Source organism: Streptomyces collinus (assembly GCF_031348265.1).
GTDB lineage: Bacteria > Actinomycetota > Actinomycetes > Streptomycetales > Streptomycetaceae > Streptomyces > Streptomyces collinus.
Genome location: NZ_CP133771.1, coordinates 4,920,545 through 4,939,651, shown reverse-complemented (window position 1 = coordinate 4,939,651; position 19,107 = coordinate 4,920,545). Strand labels below are relative to the sequence as shown.

The 19,107-nt window shown below is 73.4% G+C and carries 13 protein-coding genes; 7 read left to right on the top strand and 6 right to left on the bottom strand.

Going from position 1 to position 19,107, the window contains the following annotated elements:
- Positions 1 to 47: 47 nt before the first annotated feature.
- The gene (locus RFN52_RS22445) at positions 48 to 1,793 is read left to right on the top strand and encodes a bifunctional 3'-5' exonuclease/DNA polymerase (RefSeq protein ID WP_184848417.1); all 1,746 of its coding nucleotides are present in this window, start codon (positions 48 to 50) and stop codon (positions 1,791 to 1,793) included.
- Here RFN52_RS22445 and RFN52_RS22440 read toward each other — a convergent pair.
- Both RFN52_RS22440 and RFN52_RS22435 read right to left on the bottom strand, forming a co-directional pair.
- Complete coding sequence (locus RFN52_RS22440; protein WP_311241230.1) at positions 1,753 to 4,809, bottom strand: AfsR/SARP family transcriptional regulator; 3,057 nt, start codon at positions 4,807 to 4,809, stop codon at positions 1,753 to 1,755. The genes RFN52_RS22445 and RFN52_RS22440 overlap by 41 nt on opposite strands.
- Before the next feature lie 367 nt (positions 4,810 to 5,176).
- Positions 5,177 to 6,070, bottom strand: coding sequence for a glycosyltransferase family 2 protein (locus RFN52_RS22435; RefSeq protein WP_184848415.1), 894 nt, complete (start codon positions 6,068 to 6,070; stop codon positions 5,177 to 5,179).
- Between the two features lie 206 nt (positions 6,071 to 6,276).
- Between RFN52_RS22435 and RFN52_RS22430 the strand changes: the two genes are divergently transcribed.
- Both RFN52_RS22430 and RFN52_RS22425 read left to right on the top strand, forming a co-directional pair.
- Entirely contained in the window at positions 6,277 to 7,158 is an 882-nt protein-coding gene (locus RFN52_RS22430) for an AraC family transcriptional regulator (RefSeq protein WP_184848413.1), read from the top strand.
- Between the two features lie 88 nt (positions 7,159 to 7,246).
- Positions 7,247 to 10,423 (top strand): AfsR/SARP family transcriptional regulator, encoded by a 3,177-nt coding sequence (locus tag RFN52_RS22425; RefSeq protein WP_308432000.1) that lies wholly within the window; start codon positions 7,247 to 7,249, stop codon positions 10,421 to 10,423.
- A 16-nt stretch (positions 10,424 to 10,439) separates the two neighbouring features.
- Here the strand turns inward: RFN52_RS22425 and RFN52_RS22420 are convergent, their stop codons facing one another.
- Positions 10,440 to 10,652 carry a hypothetical protein gene (locus RFN52_RS22420; RefSeq protein ID WP_184848409.1) on the bottom strand — a complete coding sequence of 71 codons (213 nt, stop codon included), beginning with the start codon at positions 10,650 to 10,652 and terminating at the stop codon, positions 10,440 to 10,442.
- Between the two features lie 168 nt (positions 10,653 to 10,820).
- Between RFN52_RS22420 and RFN52_RS22415 the strand changes: the two genes are divergently transcribed.
- Positions 10,821 to 11,813, top strand: coding sequence for a LuxR C-terminal-related transcriptional regulator (locus RFN52_RS22415; protein ID WP_229856668.1), 993 nt, complete (start codon positions 10,821 to 10,823; stop codon positions 11,811 to 11,813).
- Between the two features lie 123 nt (positions 11,814 to 11,936).
- Here RFN52_RS22415 and RFN52_RS22410 read toward each other — a convergent pair whose 3' ends face one another.
- A complete protein-coding gene (locus RFN52_RS22410; protein ID WP_150485478.1) occupies positions 11,937 to 12,602 on the bottom strand; it encodes a response regulator transcription factor in 666 nt (221 codons plus the stop codon).
- A 24-nt stretch (positions 12,603 to 12,626) separates the two neighbouring features.
- On the bottom strand, positions 12,627 to 13,898 hold the full coding sequence (locus RFN52_RS22405) for a sensor histidine kinase (RefSeq protein ID WP_184848407.1): 1,272 nt from the start codon (positions 13,896 to 13,898) through the stop codon (positions 12,627 to 12,629).
- A 173-nt stretch (positions 13,899 to 14,071) separates the two neighbouring features.
- Here RFN52_RS22405 and RFN52_RS22400 point away from each other — a divergent pair, with 173 nt between their 5' ends.
- Positions 14,072 to 14,710: a DedA family protein gene (locus tag RFN52_RS22400; protein ID WP_184848405.1), complete on the top strand. Its 639-nt coding sequence runs from the start codon at positions 14,072 to 14,074 to the stop codon at positions 14,708 to 14,710.
- Here the strand turns inward: RFN52_RS22400 and RFN52_RS22395 are convergent.
- Entirely contained in the window at positions 14,694 to 15,482 is a 789-nt protein-coding gene (locus tag RFN52_RS22395) for a thioesterase II family protein (protein ID WP_184848404.1), read from the bottom strand. The genes RFN52_RS22400 and RFN52_RS22395 overlap by 17 nt on opposite strands.
- A gap of 250 nt (positions 15,483 to 15,732) precedes the next feature.
- On the opposite strand from RFN52_RS22395, the gene RFN52_RS22390 reads away from it, so the two are divergent.
- On the top strand, positions 15,733 to 16,491 hold the full coding sequence (locus RFN52_RS22390) for an ABC transporter ATP-binding protein (RefSeq protein ID WP_184848402.1): 759 nt from the start codon (positions 15,733 to 15,735) through the stop codon (positions 16,489 to 16,491).
- Entirely contained in the window at positions 16,485 to 18,986 is a 2,502-nt protein-coding gene (locus RFN52_RS22385) for an ABC transporter permease (protein ID WP_184848400.1), read from the top strand. The genes RFN52_RS22390 and RFN52_RS22385 overlap by 7 nt, the downstream gene beginning before the upstream one ends.
- Positions 18,987 to 19,107: the final 121 nt, after the last annotated feature.

The following is a 19,107-nucleotide window of genomic DNA, read 5'->3' as shown; positions in this document are numbered from 1 at the left end:
AGGCGAGCGTCGGGGGCGTTGTCAGACCCCCCTGTCACACTCGCGACATGGCCGACCGGTGGGCACTCGCTCCGGCCGAGGACGGTGGCGTGGACGTCGCCCCCCTCGGTCCGGACGGGCTGCCCTCCGGCCCGGTGCGCCGGGAGACGGACGCCGCCGAGACCGTCCGGAGCCGCCCCGGCGTCACGCGGTGGGTGTGGCGTTCCACCGCCGAGATCTACCCGCGCCTGCTCGCCACGGGGGTGCGAGCCGAGCGGTGCTACGACATCGAGGCCGCCGAAACCCTCCTCCTCGGCCACGAGGGGCGCTACGGGGAACCCCGCTCGGCCGCGGCCGCCCTGGCCCGGCTGCGCGGCGGCCCCGTGCCGCCCGATCCCCCGCAGCGCTCCGCCGAACCGGGCTCGCAGTCCTCGCTGTTCGAGCCGCAGGGCGTCCACCTGCCCCTGGCGGACCTCCTCGCCGTCTACGCCGAGCAGCACAGACGGCACGAGCGGGCGGAGCACCCCGACCGGATGCGGCTGCTGACGGCAGCCGAGTCGGCGGGCATGCTGGTGGCCGCCGAGATGAACCGCGCCGGGCTGCCCTGGAGCGCCGAGGTGCACCGCGCCGTGCTGCACGACCTGCTGGGCGACCGGTACGCGGGCGGCGGTGAGCCACGCCGCCTGGCCGAACTGGCCGACGAGGTGTCCGCCGCGTTCGGCCGCCGGGTCCGCCCCGACCTGCCCGCCGACGTGGTCAAGGCCTTCGCCCAGGCCGGGATCAAGATCTCCTCGACCCGCCGCTGGGAGATCGAGACCGTCGACCACCCGGCCGTGAAGCCCCTCGTCGAGTACAAGAAGCTGTACCGCATCTGGGTGGCCCACGGCTGGTCCTGGCTCCAGGACTGGGTGCGCGAGGGGCGGTTCAGACCCGAGTTCCTCGCGGGCGGGACGGTGACGGGGCGCTGGGTCACCAACGGCGGGGGCGGGCTCCAGATCCCCAAGGTGATCCGGCGGGCCGTGGTCGCCGACCCCGGCTGGCGGCTCGTCGTCGCCGACGCCGACCAGATGGAGCCGCGTGTCCTCGCCGCGATCTCCCGCGACCCCGGCCTGATGGAGGTGGCAGGCCGGGAGACCGACCTGTACCAGTCCGTCTCCGACCGCGCCTTCTCCGGCGACCGCTCCCAGGCCAAACTCGCCGTGCTCGGCGCGGTCTACGGCCAGACCTCCGGGGACGGCCTGAAGAACCTCGCCGCGCTCAGACGCCGCTTCCCCAGGGCGGTGGCGTACGTCGACGACGCGGCCCGGGCCGGTGAGGAGGGCCGGCTCGTGCGGACCTGGCTCGGCCGGACCTGCCCGCCCGCGGCCCGGGGCACGGACGACGCGACGGAGGAGGCCGGCATCCCCACGGCCGCCGTCGGCACCGGCTTTGGCTCCGGCTCCGGCTCCGGCTCCGGCTCCGGCTCCGGGGAGGACGACCAGCCCGACGGCGGGCAGTGGGTGCCCGGCTACGCGTCCACGAACGCCCGCGCCCGCGGCCGCTTCGCCCGCAACTTCGTCGTCCAGGGCAGCGCCGCCGACTGGGCGTTGCTGCTGCTCGCCGCGCTGCGCAAGGCCTGCGCGGGGCTGGCGGCCGAGCTGGTCTTCTTCCAGCACGACGAGGTGATCGTGCACTGCCCCGAGGAGGAGACGGAGACGGTCGTGGCGGCGATCCGCGAGGCCGCTGCCCTGGCCGGACGGCTGACCTTCGGGGAGACGCCCGTGCGGTTCCCGTTCACGACGGCGGTGGTGGAGTGCTACGCGGACGCCAAGTAGCCGGACCGGGCGGGGTGTCGTCGAGGACGCCGGGTGACCGGTCTTCGGGTGCGAGCAACGCGCGTAGCTCTGTGACGACCGTCTGCTCGTCCGTTCCCTCCAGGGCCGCGAGAGCCGAGTTCCACGCCTCGCGCGCCGCGTCGATGTGCCCCCGCTCCCGCAGCAGCAGCCCGTGCTGGTGGCGGGCGAGAGCGCCGGTGTAGCGGTCGGCGCGGGCGTCGGCCAGGCTCAGCAGCTCGGCGCACTCACGGGCGGCCCGCCCGCCGCGGCCCAGCAGCCGCAGGGCACGGACCAGACCGAGCCGGGTCTGGGACTCCCCGTGCCAGTCGCCGTGGCCGCCGAGGATGCGCAGACTCTCCTCGAAGTGCGGCAGGGCGGCGGCCGGCTGACCGAGCCGCAGATGCGCGTACCCGATGTTGCAGTGCGCGGAGTGCCGCAGGATCACGGCGCCGATCTCGTCCCCGAGGGCGAGCGACCGCCGGTGCCGCTCGATGGCGGCCCGCGGGTCGGTGTGCTCGACGAGGTTGCCGAGGTGGCTGTGGGTGACGGCCTCGCCGTACGGGTCGTTCAGCTGCCGCGCGTACTGAAGGCTCCGCGCGAGTGCCTCACCCGCCTCGGTGCGCCGGCCGAGCCCGTCCAGCAGCAGGCCGCGGTTGTTGAGGCAGCGGCGGATCCAGGAGGGGTGGTCCAGCCGCTGCCAGAGGGCGAGCGCTTGGTCGTTGAGCGCGAGGGCGTCGTTGTGCCGGCCGGTCAGGAAGTGCACCCCGGCCAGGTCGGCCAGCGCGTACGCCTCCGCCTCCGCGTCTGCGAGCCGGCGGGCCACCCGGAGGCCGGCCTGTCCGAGCACCTCCGTCTCGGCGACGCGCCCGCGGCGATGCGCGTAGGGAAAGATCAGCCGGACGAGGGTGCAGACCAGGCCCGCGCGCTGCCCGGACGGGTCGTCCGCGTACCGCTCGACCAGGGTGACGACGTTCTCCAGCTCCCTGTCCCCCCAGGCGAAGGCCGCCCCGGGGCCGGCGAAGGGGGCGACGGTGCCGACGTGGGCCGTGTGGCCGCTCGGCTGGGACGGGGTGGGCCTGCGGCGGTCGTCCAGGTCGGGGCCGGGTTGCACGATCGCGGCGAGGACGCGTTCGGCGACGGCCGCGTACCAGTGCAGTGCCGTGCCGACGGTGTCGGTGGCATCGGCGGTGTCGGTGGCATCGGCGGTGTCCCCCTCACCGGCCCGTTCGCGGGCGAAGTCGCGCACCAGGTCGTGCGGTGCGTAGCGGCCGTACGCCGACTCCTCCAGCAGGGCCACGTCGAGGAGGCGTTCCAGGGCGGCCTCGGTGCGGGGTTCGCCGGTGCCGGTGAGGCGGGCGAGCAGCGGGGCGCCGTACGTGGGCAGGCCGAGCGCGCCGATGCGGCACAGGGTGCGGGCCGCGTCCCGGTCGGTCTCCCGCTCGGAGGCGGCGAGGGCGTCGTGCGCGACGGCCAGGGAGCGGCGGACGCTCAGGTCGTCGTACTCCAGGTGGTGCAAGCGGCTGTCCGCGGCGGCGAGTTGTCCGGCCAGGGTGCCGGGGGTCAGGGCCGGGCGTGCGGCGAGCCGCGCGGCGACGATGCGCAGGGCCAGCGGGAGCCTGCCCGTGAGCTCGACGAGGAGCCGGGCGGCGTCCGTACCGTCCAGGCCGTCGCGGCCCGAGGCCCTGCGCAGGAGTTCGGCGCTCTCCTCGTCCGACAGCGGGGCGAGCGGAAACCTGGCCGCGCCGTCGAGGGCGGTCAGCGGCGAACGGCTGGTGACGATCACCCCGCACCCGGCACCCCCCGGCAGGAGCGGCCGTACCTGCGCGGCACTCGCGGCGTCGTCCAGCACCAGGAGCGTGCGCGTCGGCGCGAGCAGCGAGCGCAGCAACGCGGCTGCGGCGTCGGGCTGTTCCGGGATGCGGCGGGGTTCGGTACCGAGGTCACGCAGCAGGGCGGTGACCGCCTGAGCAGCGGTGAGCGGGGTCATGCCCGGGGTGGCGCCGTGCAGGTCGAGGTGGATCTGCCCATCGGGGAAACGTTCCGCCAGCTGATGGGCGACGTGCAGGGCGAGCGCGCTCTTGCCGACGCCGGCCATGCCGCTGATGACGGCGGTGGGGTGCGGACCGGGTGCCGTGAGCGCGCGCCGCAGGGACGCGCACAGGGCGGCGCGGCCGATGAAATGGGTCGGAGAAGGCGGCAGTTGGGCCGGAGCGGGTACCGGCCGGTCCGGTTCACCGGGCTCCCCCGCGCCACCGCCCCCCGTGACCCCCCGCAGCACCTCGACATGCGCCTCCCGCACCCCCGGCCCCGGCTCGACGCCGAGCTGGCCGACGAGGCGGGTGCGCAGGTCGCGGTGGACGGCCAGGGCCTCGGCCTGACGGCCGGTGCGGTGCAGGGCGAGCATCAACTGCCGGTAGAACACCTCCCGCAGCGGATACTCGCCCGTCAGCACCGCCAACTCCGGCACCAGCTCGTGGAGCCGTGGGCCGCCCAGAGCCAACTCGGCGTCGTAGCGCCACTCCAGGAGCAGCAGCCGGGCCTCGCACAGCCGCTGCGCGAAGGCGTACCCGCCCACCTCGGGCGGCAGTCCGGCGAGCGGCGCACCCCGCCACAGGGCGAGCGCGTCCGTGCACACGCGCACGACCCGCTCCCGGTCCCGGCCGGTGTGCGCGGCACGCGCCTCGGCGACGCGGGCGTCGAAGAGGTGGACGTCCAGCTCGCCCTCGTCGATCCGCAGCACGTACCCGGACGGCACGGTGCGCAGCCGTTCCGGATCGTCGAGCAGCCGTCGCAGCCGGGCGATGTGGTTGTGCAGCGAGGCCTGGGCGGACACGGGCGCCGTCTCGCCCCACAGCGCGTCCTTGAGCGACTCGACGGAGACGGCCCGCCCGGCGTCGAGGAGCAACGCGGTCAGCAGTACACGGGACTTGGGGCCTGCGATGGCCCGGGCCGTGTCCCGGGCGACGCCCTGGGCGTCGTAGAACAGCACCGGCGGCCCCAACAGCCCGAACCGCATCGTCACGCCACTCTCCCCCGTGCACCCCGCCCTGACGAACCCACCCCCGGGCAGTTGATTTCCGCCACCTTGATCTTCGCCTGCTCCGCGGGAATCCGCCGCCGCCCCGGCCGTCGCCGGCCTCGGACCGGCGACTTCCGGCCGACCGGCAGACGACGCGACGGCGAACCGTTGGCCATATGTTAGCGATCCGTTGGCAAAGGCTGATGTGATCACTACATCGGATCTGGCCCGGCGGTGCGCGCGTCTGGACGCGCAACTCGGGGGAGTGTCGCCGCCGCGGCCGGGTCCGGGTCCCGGTCGGCGGAGGTGAACGGCCGGGGCCCACTCAACCTCTCCTGCGCCCGGCCGGCCTTGCCGGCAGGCGTCAGACGACGGGCGGCCGCCCCAGCCGGGTGAGCCGCCACACGGTCCGCCACCGCATGGGCCGCCGCTCCCCCGCCGGCTCCCGTACGCCTTCCACGAATCCGCCGAACCACGCGCGCAGCCCCGCGCCCGACCGGTTCCGGGCGAGGGTGAGCAGCACCCACACCCCCAGGTGGACGGGGACGAGCGCGAGCGGCAGCCGGCGGCGGGCCAGCCAGACCCGGTTGCGGGCGTTCACCCGGTAGTAGATGGCGTGCCGGGCGGGCGAGGTCTTCGGATGCCGGAGCAGCAGCTCCGGCGCGTACAGGATCCGCCAGCCGGCATCCGCCGCGCGCCATGCGAGGTCGGTCTCCTCGTGCGCGAAGAAGAACTCGGCGGGCCAGTCGCCGACCTCGTCGAGCATCGCCATCCGCAGGGCGTGCCCGCCGCCGAGGAAGCCGGTGACGTAACCGCCGCGGAGGGGGTCCGAGTTGCCGATCCGGGGCACGTGCCGCTGCTGCGTCTCACCGAGGTCGTCGGCGATGCGGAAGCCGACGATGCCGAGCCGCTCGTCGGCGGCGTACAGATCCCGTACGCGGCGCAGCACATCGGGGTCGACGAGCAGACCGTCGTCGTCCAGGTCCACCACGACGTCGATGTCGCCGAACTCCCGCAGCCGGGCGAGGGCCGCATTGCGCCCGCCGGGGCAGCCGAGGTTCTCGTCGAGCTCGACGGCGGTGACCTCGCCGGGCAGCGACAGCCGCCGGGCGAAGTCGGGCAGCGGGCAGCCGTTGCCGACGACGACGATCCGCTCGGGCGGCACGTCCTGCTTGGCCACGGACTCCAGCAGGGCGTCGACCTCGTCGGGCCGGTTGCCCATCGTCACCACGGCGACCGCGATCCGGGGCGCCCTCATGTCCTCACCTCGTCCCGGTCGGCAGCTGACTGATTGACGGGCGATGCTAGCCGTTCACGGTAGGGACGCCTTAAGGACGCCTGCCGGACCGCGGTCCCCCTACGCCGTTCAGTGCAGGCGGCACCCGACCGGAGCGGGCACAGGATGTCGGGTGCGGCAGGGCACGCGCTGCCTAGCGTGAAGGCACGAAAGGAAGGAGACCGGACGTGCTGGACCGGCTCAACCAGGTGATGGACCGGATCGAACGGGACCTCGCCCACACCGTGGACGTGGCGGATCTGGCGCGTACCGCATGCACCTCGGAGTACCACCTGCGCCGTATGTTCTCGGCCCTGTCGGGCATGCCACTGTCGGAGTACATCCGACGCCGGCGGCTGACGGTCGCGGGCGCGGAGGTGCTGTCGGGCGGCGCGACGCTGCTGGAGATCGCGGTCCGCTACGGCTACGGCTCGGGCGAGGCGTTCGCGCGGGCGTTCCGCACGATGCACGGCGTGGGTCCGGGCGAGGCCCGGCGCACCGGTGCCGTGCTCGTCTCCCAGCCCCGGCTGGCCTTCCGCCTCACCGTCGAAGGGAACAGCAGCATGCACTACCGCGTCGCCGACCGCCCGGCCTTCACCGTCACGGGCTTCAGGACCCGGATCCCCCTGATCCACTCCGGCCCGAACCAGGCGATCATCGATTTCGTCCGGGGCCTGGACAAGACCGCCGTGGAGGCCCTGGAGAAACTGTCCGACCAGGAGCCGCGGGGCGTCGTCGCGGTCTGCGACGACCTGGACCCGAGCCGCGCGGAGGGCACGGAACTCGACTACTACCAGGCCGTGATCACCTCGTTCCCGACCCCGGCGGGGGTCCCCGAGGGCACCACCTCCCTCTCGGTCCCCCCGGGCACCTGGGCCGTCTTCACCACGTCGGGCCCGGCCCCCCGGGCCATCCAGGAACTCTGGCGCGACGTGTTCATGGAGTGGTTCCCGTCCAACCCCTACCGCACCCGCCCCGGCCCGGAGATCCTCCGCACCCGCCTGTCACCCGACGGTACGGAGGCGGACGCCGAACTGTGGCTCCCGGTGGAGCGGGAGACCAGCCGCTGAGACACACTCGCATCCTTATGCTCGGTTGCAGCCCGGCCGCAAAGCGGACCAATGCCGTGAATTGAGTTGCGCAAGGGCCCGCACCGGCATGTCCGGAACACAGTTGACTTCCCCTTCCTTTTCGCGATCATTACAGGTGCGACCCTTCCAATTCCCCCATGCCGAGGCGTGGGGGCAACGGGGCGAGAAGGCGTCGCACAGCCGACGGGGGTGTGAATTCGCTGTGCGCGAAAGGGTGTCGTTCAAGCTGCTCGGACCACTCGAAGCAGCCGTCGCCGACGTACCGATCCGGATCAGCAGTGCACGTCAACGATCAGTTTTGGCCACGTTGTTGCTTTCCTGCGACCGGGTGGTCTCGGTCGACAGCCTCACCGAGGCGGTGTGGCAGGGAGACCCTCCGGCCACCGCACGGAACCAAATCGCCATCTGCATTACCGCGCTGCGAAGAATCTTCCGCGAGGCATCCGTGCCCGCGGAAATGATCGAAACGAGCCACCCCGGCTACATACTCCACTCCGCACACTGCTATATCGATCTGAAAGACCTGAACCAGTCCGTGGCGAGAGCCCGAATGGTCGCCGCTCACAATGAACAGGCGGAGGAAGCCGCCACGTTGTTCGAGCACGCTCTGGCCCTGTGGCGGGGCCCCGCACTGGACGGCCTCTCCGGGGCGCACATCGACGACGTCTCCGCTCAACTGGCCGAGTTCCGGCTCGATCTGTGCGAGGAGTACGCGGCCCTCCAGCTGCGACTCGGCCACCACCAGAAGGTCAGCGCGCAACTGGCGGCGCTCGTGAAGGAGAACCCGCTGCGCGAGCAGGCCCGGGCGCACCTGATGCAGGCCCACCACGTGGCCGGCCGGCGCGCCGAGGCGCTTCAGGTCTACCGCGAAGGACGCCGGGCTCTCGTCGACGAACTCGGCATCGAACCCGGACCCGTGCTGCAGGAGATGCACCGCCGGGTCCTCCAGGACGCCGACGACTCCGAGCCCCGTACCGACACGCCCCCGCCGGCCAAGGCGGCCGCCGCCACCGCCGAGCCCGTGGCCCAGCCCGACCCCGCCCCGCACGCTCCCGCCCAACTGCCGCTCGCGCTGTCCACGTTCACCGGACGCGAGCCGGAGATCGAGGCACTGGAGACGCTGCTGCGCCGCAGCGCCGACGGGTCCGCGCCGGCCGTGGCCGTCGTCACCGGGGTGAGCGGCATCGGCAAGAGCGCACTGATCGTGCACTGGGCGAACCGGGTCGCCGACCGCTTCCCCGACGGGCAGCTCTTCATCGACGTACACGGCTACGACAAGTCCAACCGGCCGCTGTCGTCCCTGTCCGTCCTCGACCAGGCGCTCCGCGGGCTCGGGGTGCCCAGCACGCAGATACCGGCCGGGCTCCAGGAACGCTCCGCGCTGTACCGCTCCCTGCTGAACCATCGCCGGCTGCTCGTCATCCTGGACGACGTGCGCTCGTTCCGGCAGATCCAGCCGCTGCTGCCGGGGCGCGGCCGGTGCATCGTGCTGATCACCAGCCGGGATCCGCTGGACGAGCTGGTCAGCGACTACGGGGCGGTCCAGATCCAGCTCAACGTGATGACGGCGCACGAGGCCGACCGGATGCTCGCCACCGTGATCGGCCAGGACCGGGTCGCCGCCGAGCCCGAAGCCGCGGCGCGCCTCGCGGAGCTGTGCGGGCATCTGCCGCTGGCCCTGCGCATCGCCGCGGGCCGGCTCACCCCGCGCCCCTACCGGTCGCTGCAGCGGCTCGCCGCACGCCTGGAGGACGGAGCCGGCCGGCTCGACGTGCTCAGCCCCTCCGACGGCGGGGTACGGGCCGGATTCTGGCTCAGCTACCGGGAGTTGACCCCGGAGGCGGCCGTACTGTTCCGGCGCCTCGCGCTACTCCCGGTGGAGGGGTTCGCCGCGTGGGCGGGCGCCGCCGTGCTCGACGTGAACCTGATGAAGGCCGAGGACCTGCTCGAACAGCTCGTGGACGCCCAGCTCGTCGAACTGTGCCTGACGCAGACCGGACCGTCGGCCCGCTTCCGCTTCCACGAGCTGCTGCGTCTGTTCGCGTGGGAGCGCGCCCACGACGAGGACTCCGCCGAGGACCGCGCCGACGCCCTGGAGCGCGCCTACGGCACCCTGCTCACGCTCGCCGGCTCCGCACACCAGCGCCTCTACGGGGCCGGGCACCTGCCCCGCCATTCGGCCCGGCTCGCCCACGAGCTGCCGGTGGACGCGGTCACGGAGCTGCTCGCCGATCCGCTGGAGTGGTTCGAGTCGGAGCGGGGCACCATCCTCGCCATGGTCGGCGCGGCGGCACGGCACGACGCCGCCGCCCACGCCTGGGAACTCACGGCGCGCGCCATGCCGCTGTTCGAGATGCGCAACTACCAGGAGGACTGGCAGCAGGCCGCACAGAGCGCCCTGGAGAGCGCCCGGCGGGCCGACGACACCTTCGGTGCCACCGTCATGCTGCGCTCCCTCGGCTCGCTCGCCATCTACCAGCGCCGTTACCAGGACGCCGACGGCCTGCTGACCTCAGCGATGGAACTGCTCGACCGGGCCGACGACCCGCACGAGCGGGCGGTGGTGCTGCGCAATCTCGCCCTGTGCGCTCGTTTCCGCGGTGACCTCGACGGCGCGGCCGAACACTGCCGGGCCGCGCTCACCCGCTTCCGGGAGACCGACGACCCGGTCAGCGCCGCGCACGCCCTCGGTCTGCTGGCGCAGATCGAGCTGGAGCGCGGTGACAACGACACCGGGATCGCGCTGACCCGGCAGGCCATCACGGCCAGTGCCGAGAGCGGGTCGGTGCGCGGCCGGGCCCAGAACGTCTACCGGCTCGCCGAGGCGTATCTGCGCATCGGCGATCTGCGCGAGGTGATCGGGGCCTGCCAGGAGGTCATCGAACTCACCCGGGCCCAGGGAGACCGGCTCGGCGAGGCGTACGCGCTGCGCGCGCTGGGCGAGGCCCAGTGGCGCCAGGAGCTGTACGACGCCGCCGAGTCGACACTGGGCGAGGCGTTCACGGCCGCCGAGGACGTCGGGGACCGGTTCCTGCAGGCACGGATCGAGACCGACCGGGCCTGCTCCGAGGCCCTGCGGGGCGACACCGCGGCGGTGGACCGGCTGCGGCGGGCCCATCAGGACTTCACCGTGCTGTCGGCGTCCTCCTGGCAGGAACGCACCGCCCGCCTCGTCGATGTCGTCGGCGAGGCCTCCGCCGAAGGCCGACCGGTGCCGCTGGAGCGTCTCCTGGCCACCCGGTGACACCGGCCCGTCCGGACTACTTGGTCCAGGGCAGGTCGCCGTCGCCCAGGGCCCCGTCCAGCGCCCCGCCCACCAGGGAGGTCACGTCCGTCACGGTGGTGGCGGGGCTGGGGCTGGGGCCGGGGCCCGTCCAGGGCAGGTCGTCAGCGCCGGCCGTACCGCTCATCAGCGCGATGTTGACCGCGACCGCACCGAGCACCGACACGACGAAACCCGTCTTCTTCTGCATGTCCTGGAATCCCCTCCGTTGCTGAACTCTTCAGCTGCCACAGACCGTACCCCAGCGAATCATCGCCGCTATTTCTCATCGATTTCGCCCGGCTCCGGCCGGAGAAAATGAGCCGACATGACCGCGGGCTAGGGTCGGCTCCGAAGTCGACAGCGGAGGGGGACCAGCGTGCTCAAGGAGATCGGCGTCGGGATGGATGCGGAACGCGCCTACCGCGCTCTGCTGAGACAGCCGGGCGCGAGCCCGCAGGACATGGCGGAGCAGCTCGGATGGCCGCTCGACCGGGCCACCGGGGCCTTGGGCGAGCTCGCCGAACTGGCGCTGGTGCAGTCGTCGCAGGAACACCGCGGAGGCACGCGGGCGGTGGATCCGGAACTGGGTCTGAGGTCGCTCGTCCAGTCCCAGGAGCGGGAATTACTCAAACTCCAGCTGTCTCTCTCCGAGAGTAAATTGGCGGCCGAAAAACTCATCTCCGAATACCGGCGCGGAGCCCGTACCGAAGAAATCGAATCGGTACAGCTCGCGCAGGGTCCCGATGCGATCCAGGCGTGCATCGAAAAGGTGAGCCAGGAGTGCCGCGAGGAGGCCGAGGCGCTGCTGCCCGGCGGTGCCCAGCCGGCCGACAGGCTGCACGCGGCGAGGCCGCTCGACCAGATGCTCCTGGAGAGGTCCGTGCAGGTGCGGTGCGTCTACGCGCACAGCATCCGCAACGACCGGCCGACCACCCGGTACGCGCAGTGGCTGAGCGAGCAGGGCGGGCAGGTCAGGACCGCCCCGCAGCTGCCGCTCAGGATGGTGATCTGGGACCGGAGCAAGGCCCTGGTACCGCTCGACCCGGACCAGCCCGACCGGGCTGCGTTGCTGCTGTCGAGCCCTGGTCCGGTGGCCGCGCTGCGCGCCCTGTTCGAGCAGGTGTGGCGGCAGGCGTCCCAGTTCGGCCAGGAGCGGCCGCCGGGCCGGGCGCGGGAGCTGAGCGACGAGGAGAGCGCGGTGCTCGGCCTCATGGCCGGCGGGCTCACCGACGAGGTGATCGCCCGCAAGCTCGGGGTCTCCGTGCGCACGAGCCGGCGGATCACCGCCGAGCTGATGACCAAGCTGGGCGCCCGCAGCCGCTTCCAGCTCGGGGCGGTCGCGGCGCAGCGGGGCCTGCTGACGGTTTAGGTGGTCCGGGTGGTCCGGGTGGTTTAGGTGGTCCCGGCGGTCCAGGTGGTCCGGGCCGCCCCGGCGGTCCAGCCCGGGCCAGGCGACCCGGGCGGCCCCGGCGGCGCGCGGCGACCCGGCGGGCTAGGCGGTTTCCACCCCGGGCCGGCCGCGGAGGTACGCGAGGACCGCGAGGACCCGGCGGTTGGTCGTGTCGTCGAGGGAGAGGTCGAGCTTGGTGAGGATGGACCCGAAGTGCTTGCTCACGGTGCCCTCGCTCACCACCATGGCCGCGGCGATCGACGCGTTGGACTTGCCCTCCGCCATCAGCGCGAGCACCTCCTGCTCCCGCGCGGTGAGCCGGGCCAGCGGGTCGCGCCGGTGCCTGATCAGCTGGCGCACCACCTCGGGGTCGACGACGGTGCCGCCCTCCGCGACCCGGTGCACCGCGTCGACGAACTCCTCGACGTGGCCGATCCGTTCCTTCAGGAGATAGCCGACCCCGGTGCCGTCGGAGGAGTCGAGCAGGTCCTCGGCGTAGGACCGCTGGATGTACTGGCTGAGGACCAGGATCGGCAGTCCGGGCCGGCGGCGGCGCAGGGCGATGGCGGCACGCAGGCCCTCGTCGGAGAAGCCGGGCGGCATCCGCACGTCGGTCACCACGATGTCGGGTTCGTGCGCGGCGACCGCCTCGGTGAGTTCGTCCGCGGACCCCACCGCTGCGACCACCTGGTGCCCGAAGCGCTCCATGAGGCCGACGAGTCCTTCGCGGAGCAGGACACTGTCCTCGGCCAGCACGATGCGCAGCATCAGTTCCTCAATCATGCGGTCGTATCAGGGGGTTGAGCAGGGTACCAGCAGGCGGAACACGGTGGGGCCGCCGGGCGGACTGGACACCAGCAGGCGTCCGTCGAGGACCGAGACCCGATCGGCGACGCCCTGCAGGCCCGTCCCCCGCTCGGTGTCCGCGCCCCCGTGGCCGTCGTCCTCGACCTCCACGGCCAGCTGCCCGTTCTCCAGGCCGCCCCGCACCACGGCCCTGCTCGCGCCGCTGTGCTTGGCGACGTTGGCGAGGGCCTCGCTGACCGCGAAGTACACGGCCGTCTCGATCGCCTCCGGGGGCCGGACCGGCAGGTCGAGGTCCACGTCGACGGGGATCGTCGAACGGTCCGCCAGATCCTCCACGGCCGCCACCAGGCCCCGGTCGGTGAGGACTTGGGGGTGGATGCCGCGGATCAGCTCCCTGATCTCGACGAGGGCGGTGGCCGCCTCGTCCTGCGCCTTGGCGAGCAGCGGGCCGAGCGGGCCGTCCGCCGCGTCGAGACGGGCCAGGCCGAGCGTCATGGACAGGGCGACGAGCCGCTGCTGCGCCCCGTCGTGCAGATCGCGCTCGATGCGGCGCCGCTCCGCCTCGAAGGCGTCCACGAGACGGACCCGGGAGCGGCCCAACTCCTTGATCTTCGAGTTCAGTTCGCCGGTCGGCGATGCCAGCAGGAAGCGGGTCAGGGCGGCCCGGCCCGCGGCGATCGCACCGAGCGGGTAGGCGAAGACGGGCATCAGCAGCAGCCCGGCGAGCGCCGCCGCGAGCGCCCCGGGCCAGCTGTCCACGATCCACATCTTGAGGACCCGCGCCTCCTCGCCGTCGACCGCCAGCATCACCGGCGTCGCGAGCAGCCCGCCGCACACGAGGAGGACGGAGCCCACGACCAGCGCTTCGAGGGGCCACAGCAGGAAGCCGAAGAGCACCGCGTAACCCAGCTCGCGCCAGGTGGCGCGTTCCTGGAGCCGGGTGCGCAGCCAGGCGGTGAGGCCGGTGCGGTCGGGTTCGCGGTGCGGATCGGCGAGCGGCTCGCTGTCGATCAGACGCAGCCGGCTGCGCTCGACCGAGGCCAGCGGCACCCCGGTGAGGACGAGGACCAGCAGCAGCGGAAGGCCGACGACGACCACGGTGAGCACGCTGCCCGCGACGGCGAGCAGCACGAGCGTGAGCAGGGTGATCAGGCCGAGGACCGCACTGCTGAGCAGGTACAGCGCGGCGCGCCAGGGCCAGCCGCTGCGTACGTAGTGGCGCAGATGGAGCCGGGTCCAGATCGTCGGGGGGTGCATGCGCCGCACGTTATGAGACCTTTCCGGCCCGGACCACCCAGCTAGCTCCACCATCGGGGTGGGCACGGGCTACCGGCCAGGACTGGGCCTGCCTGCGATGTGCCGGGGCGCCCCCGCGCGGTCTGCTGTAAGGGCTCCGGACGACGGGGTGACGGCACTGCGAGAGGACCGAAATGGGCTGGATCCAGGGACAGTTGGCGGCTGTGCCCGTGTGGCTGACGCTGCTGATCGTCTTCCTGCTTCCCATGGCGGAGCCCGCGCTCCCTCTGCTCGGCATGCTGTTCCCTTCGCAGACCGCCTTGATGGCGAGCGGCGTGCTCGCCCACCACGGCGCGCTGCCGCTCCCCGCCGCGATCGCGATGGCGGTGCTCGGCGCGCTGGCGGGCAATGTGATCGGTCATCTGGTGGGGCGCCGGTGGGGGCCCCGGCTCGTCGCGAACCTGCCGGCCCGGGTGACCGGCTCTCCCGGCTACCGCGCGGCGCTGCACACCGTCGGCGCCTACAGCGCGCGGGCGGTGCTGCTCGGCCGGTTCAACGCGGTGCTGCGCACGCTGGTGCCGGTGATGTGCGGCGCCGTCGGCGTGCCCTGGACCCGCTTCCTCGGCCTGTCCCTGCTCGGCAGCCTGCTGTGGGCGCCCAGCTGTGTGGCGGTCGGGATGATCGCGGGCGGCTCCTGGCAGAAGTGGGGCGGCTCCGGGGTGCTCGCCGCCGGCGGCGCCGTGCTGCTGCTGACCAGTTCCCTGCCGATGCTGCTCTCGTACCTCAGCAGCAGGAAGGCCCAGGCGAACGCCCCGCTCACCACCGCCGGTTGAGATACGCCAGGAGTTCCGCCTCGTGCGGTACGAGGTAGAAGTGGTCGCCGGGGAAGACCTGGTGCTCGTACGTGGATGTGGTCAGGGGCCGCCAGGACAGCAGGTCGGCCTGGGAGCAGCCCGGGTCGTCCACGCCGCCGACCGCCGTGATCGGTGCGCGCAGGGGCGCCGGCGCCACGGGCCGGTAGGACTCGATGAGGCGGAAGTCGCCGCGCAGCGACGGCAGCAGCAGGGGGCGCAGGTCGGGGTCGTCGTAGACGGCGGAGCCGAGGTCCCCCAGGCCCCGGGCCGAGGCGATCAGAGCGTCGTCGTCGAGGAGGTGGAGGGCGCCGCCGCGTTCGGTGTGCGGGGCGCCGCGCCCGGAGACGACGACGCGCTCGGGCACGATGCCGTGCCGCTCGTCGAGGCGGCGTGCCACCTCGTAGGCGACGGCGGAGCCGAGGCTGTGCCCGAACAGGGCGAGGGGGGCGCCGAGTCCGGGCCCGAGGACGTCTTCGAGGGCGTCGGTGATGCGGTCGGCGAGCTCCGCCATGGACTCGGCGCAGGGCTCGGCGAGCCGTTCCTGACGGCCGGGGTACTGGGTGGCGAGCAGTTCCACGCCGCCCGGCAGGCGGGCCGCCCAGCCGTGGAAGAGGGTCGCCGTGCCGCCCGCGTGCGGGAAGCCGACGAGGCGCAGCCGCACGCTCCCGTCCGTGGCCGGGTAGCGCCGGAACCAGCGGCTCCTGATCCCCGCACCCGCCCCCGCAACGCCCCTTGCTCCTGCGACGCCCATACGAATCCACCCTCGCCCTGTCGTGGCACGGCCCCTGACGGGCCCCGGTCCCGCCATGATCCGTCGCGCGCGGGCCCGCGGGCGGGGCGGGCGCGGGCAGGACGCTGCCGGTGCAGGTTCTTGCAGCCCTGTGCTCTGCCTTTCCGTGCCGGGTCCAGCCATCGTGCACAGGAGGGTGGAGCTACCTCCACCCCCAAGACTCCGTCCCGCTGCGATGTCACCGTCGAGCGGGCCCGATTGAGTGGACACCATGAATCAAGCAGCCGTCCGGCTCCGCTCCGTGACCCGGTCCTACGGGACCGGCGACAACGCGGTCACCGCCCTCGACCAGGTCAGCCTCGACATCCCGCGGGGTACCTTCACCGCCGTCATGGGCCCCTCGGGCTCCGGCAAGTCGACCCTGTTGCAGTGCACCGCGGGGCTCGACCGGCCGACCGGGGGCCAGGTCTTCCTCGGGGAGACCGATCTGACCCGGCTGAGTGAGAAGAAGCTGACGCTGCTGCGCCGGCGGCGCATCGGGTTCGTCTTCCAGGCCTTCAACCTGCTGCCCGCGCTGAGCGCCGAGCAGAACGTCGGGCTGCCGCTGCGGCTCGCGGGCCGCCGCCCCAGGCGGTCCGAGGTCCTGAACGTCCTGGAGCAGGTCGGCCTGCGCGAGCGCGCCGGGCACCGGCCCAGCGAGATGTCGGGCGGCCAGCAGCAACGCGTGGCGCTCGCCCGCGCCCTGGTCACCAAGCCGGAGGTGCTGTTCGGCGACGAGCCGACGGGCGCCCTGGACTCCACCACGAGCCGCGAGGTGCTGACGCTGCTGCGGACGATGGTCGACCGCGGCCAGACGGTGATCATGGTGACGCACGACCCGGTCGCCGCCTCCTACGCGGACCGGGTGCTCTTCCTCGCCGACGGCACGGTCCAGGGCGAGCTGTACGCGCCGACGGCGGAGCAGGTCGCCCAGCGGATGACCGCCATGAGCGCCGTCCCGGCGAAGGCCTCGGCGGTGGCGTCGTGCTGAGTCTCGCGCTGCGCGGGATGCGCACCCGCTGGGTCACGTTCGTCGGCTCGTTCGTCGCGCTCGCGCTCGGGGTCGGCCTCATCGCCACCACCGGCCTCGCGCTCGCGGCGACGTTCGACGCGCCGGAGCGGGGCACCGAACGGTTCGCCGAGGCGCGGGTCGTGGTGCAGGGCACGGACGAGGTGAAGGCCGACACCCCGATCGGGGTGCGGACGTCGACGCTGACCAACCCCCGTGCCGTGCCGGAGAAGCTGGCCGCCGAGCTGGCCACGGTGGGCCCGGTCGCCGAGGACCGTACGTTCCCCGTCTCGGTGCCGGACGCGGACCGGCGGGTCGGTGCGGACACCGCGCTCGTGGGCCACTCGTGGGCCGTCGCCGCGGCCACGCCGTACCGTCTCACCTCCGGACGCGCCCCCACATCGCCCGGCGAAGTCGTCGTCACGACCGGGCCCGGCGCGCAGGTGCGCGCCGGGGACCGGATCCAGGTCGTCACGCCCGAGGGCGCCGGCACCCGTACCGTGGTCGGCACGGTCCCGGCGGCCGGCTTCGAGTCGGCGGTGTTCTTCACCGCCGCCGAGGCCGCGCGCCTGTCCCCGCGCATCGACCGGGTGACGGTGGACGCCGACCCGGCCGCCGTCCGCGCGGCACTCGGCACCGGCTCGGGCATGACCGTCCTCGCCGGCGACGACCGGCGGCGCGCCGACCCCGACCCGGACCGCGACAAGGAGGCCCTGGTCTCCGTGAACGCCCTGCTGGGCACGGCGGCCGGCATCACCGCGTTCGTGTCGGTGTTCGTGGTCGCCTCGACGTTCACTTTCGCGGTGGCACAGCGCAGGCGGGAGTTCGGCCTCCTGCGGATGGCGGGCGCGACGCCCGGTCAGGTGCGGCGCATGGTCTACGCGGAGGCCCTGGTGATCGGGGTGCTCGCATCGGGCGCCGGGTGCTGGCTGGGCCGTTGGGCCGCGCCGCGGCTCGCCTCGTGGATGTCGGGAGAGGGCCTGGCCCCGACCTGGTTCCGGATCGGTGAGCAGGCCTGGCCGCTCCATGTCGCCTTCTGGACCGGCCTGACGGTGGCCCTGTGCGGCGTCGTCGTGGCGTCCTTCCGCGCGGGCCGGACCGGCCCGACGGCGGCGCTGCGGGAGTCCGCCGTCGACAGCGGCACCATGCCGTGGAGCCGCCTCCTGGTGGCCGCCGCCGTGCTGCTGACCGGCCTCGGCCTGCTCGTCATGGCGCTGGTGGACAACCCCGGCGACGTGCTGAAGCGCAAGACGTACATCACCCAGCCGATGCTGCTCATCGTGGCGATGGCCCTGCTCGCGCCGCTGCTGGTGCGGCCGCTGACCCGGCTGCTGACCTGGCTGCCCGCCCGGCTGCCGGGCGCCGTGGGCATGCTGGCGCGGGAGAACGCGGCGGCGGGGGTGCGCCGGACGGCGGCCGTGGCCGCGCCGGTCATCATCACCGTGGCACTCGCCTGCTCCCTGATGGGCACGACCGCCACCATCAACGAGGCCAAGGCCTCCGAGGCCCGCACCCAGACGCGGGCCGACTACGTGGTCTCGTCGGGCGACGCGGGCCGGGCGCTGCCCGACGGGTTCGTCCGGGCGGCCCGTGACGTCCCCGGCGTCACGGTCAGCACGTCCCGCTCGACCGGCGTGACCGTCCTGGAGGAGGGCACCGCCCTCGTCCGCTCCGAGGCCCGCGCCGTCGACAGCGGCACGGAGCTGTCCGGGGTGTCCCGGCTCCCCGTCGTGGCGGGGAAACTGGCCGACCTCGACGACGACAGCATCGTCGTCAACGAGGAATGGCTGACCACCCGCGTCGGCGACCGGGTGCCCGTCTGGCTGGGCGACGGCCGCAAGGTGAACCTCAGGATCGCCGCGGTCCTCGGGATCGGCACCGGCAACAACGGCGTGTACCTCACCGCGCGCAACGCCGCCGGCGCGGGCGTCGACCGCGTCGACATCAAGGTCGCCGCCGGCGCGGACCGGGCCGCCGTCGACCGGCGGCTGCGCGCCGCGGGCGAGGCGAGCGGCGTCGAGGTGCTCGGCGCCGGGCAGTGGATCGACGAGCACTATCCGCGCTCCAGCGAGTCCACCCGGCTCGGCCTGCTGATGATCCTGGCCATCGCCCTGGTCTACACGGGCATCGCACTGGCCAACACGCTGGTCATGGCCACCACGGACCGGGTCCGCGACCTCGCCGCACTGCGCCTGACGGGCGCGACGAAGACCCAGGTGCTGCGCCTGGTCGCCGTCGAGTCGGTGATGGTCGTGGTGGTCGGCGCGGTGCTCGGCGCGGCCGTCTCGGCGGTGAACCTGCTCGGCGTCCGCACCGCCCTCGGCCTGCTCGACGTGCGCTCCGCGATCGTGGTGCCCTGGCCTACGGTGGGTGCGGTGGTCGCCGCGAGCGCCCTGCTCGCGGTCCTCGCGGCCACCCTGCCCGCGTCGTTCGCCCTGCGCACCCGGCCGGTTGAGCTGGCGGGCATGCGCGAGTAGTCACGCCGGAGACGCACCGGCCGATCCACCGATCCCTACGAGCCCGAGAGGCACAGAAGTTGACGAGTGAGACCGCCGCACCCGGGTCGTTGTTCAGAGAGTTCCTGCGCAGTCCCCGGGA

Coding starts and splice junctions, on each gene's coding strand:
- RFN52_RS22435 (WP_184848415.1), bottom strand. CDS start 6,070: ATGAGGGCGCCCCGGATCGCGGTCGCCGTGGTGACGATGGGCAACCGG.
- RFN52_RS22390 (WP_184848402.1), top strand. CDS start 15,733: ATGAATCAAGCAGCCGTCCGGCTCCGCTCCGTGACCCGGTCCTACGGG.
- RFN52_RS22395 (WP_184848404.1), bottom strand. CDS start 15,482: ATGGGCGTCGCAGGAGCAAGGGGCGTTGCGGGGGCGGGTGCGGGGATC.
- RFN52_RS22400 (WP_184848405.1), top strand. CDS start 14,072: ATGGGCTGGATCCAGGGACAGTTGGCGGCTGTGCCCGTGTGGCTGACG.
- RFN52_RS22445 (WP_184848417.1), top strand. CDS start 48: ATGGCCGACCGGTGGGCACTCGCTCCGGCCGAGGACGGTGGCGTGGAC.
- RFN52_RS22420 (WP_184848409.1), bottom strand. CDS start 10,652: ATGCAGAAGAAGACGGGTTTCGTCGTGTCGGTGCTCGGTGCGGTCGCG.
- RFN52_RS22440 (WP_311241230.1), bottom strand. CDS start 4,809: ATGCGGTTCGGGCTGTTGGGGCCGCCGGTGCTGTTCTACGACGCCCAG.
- RFN52_RS22410 (WP_150485478.1), bottom strand. CDS start 12,602: ATGCTGCGCATCGTGCTGGCCGAGGACAGTGTCCTGCTCCGCGAAGGA.
- RFN52_RS22405 (WP_184848407.1), bottom strand. CDS start 13,898: ATGCACCCCCCGACGATCTGGACCCGGCTCCATCTGCGCCACTACGTA.
- RFN52_RS22425 (WP_308432000.1), top strand. CDS start 7,247: ATGTCCGGAACACAGTTGACTTCCCCTTCCTTTTCGCGATCATTACAG.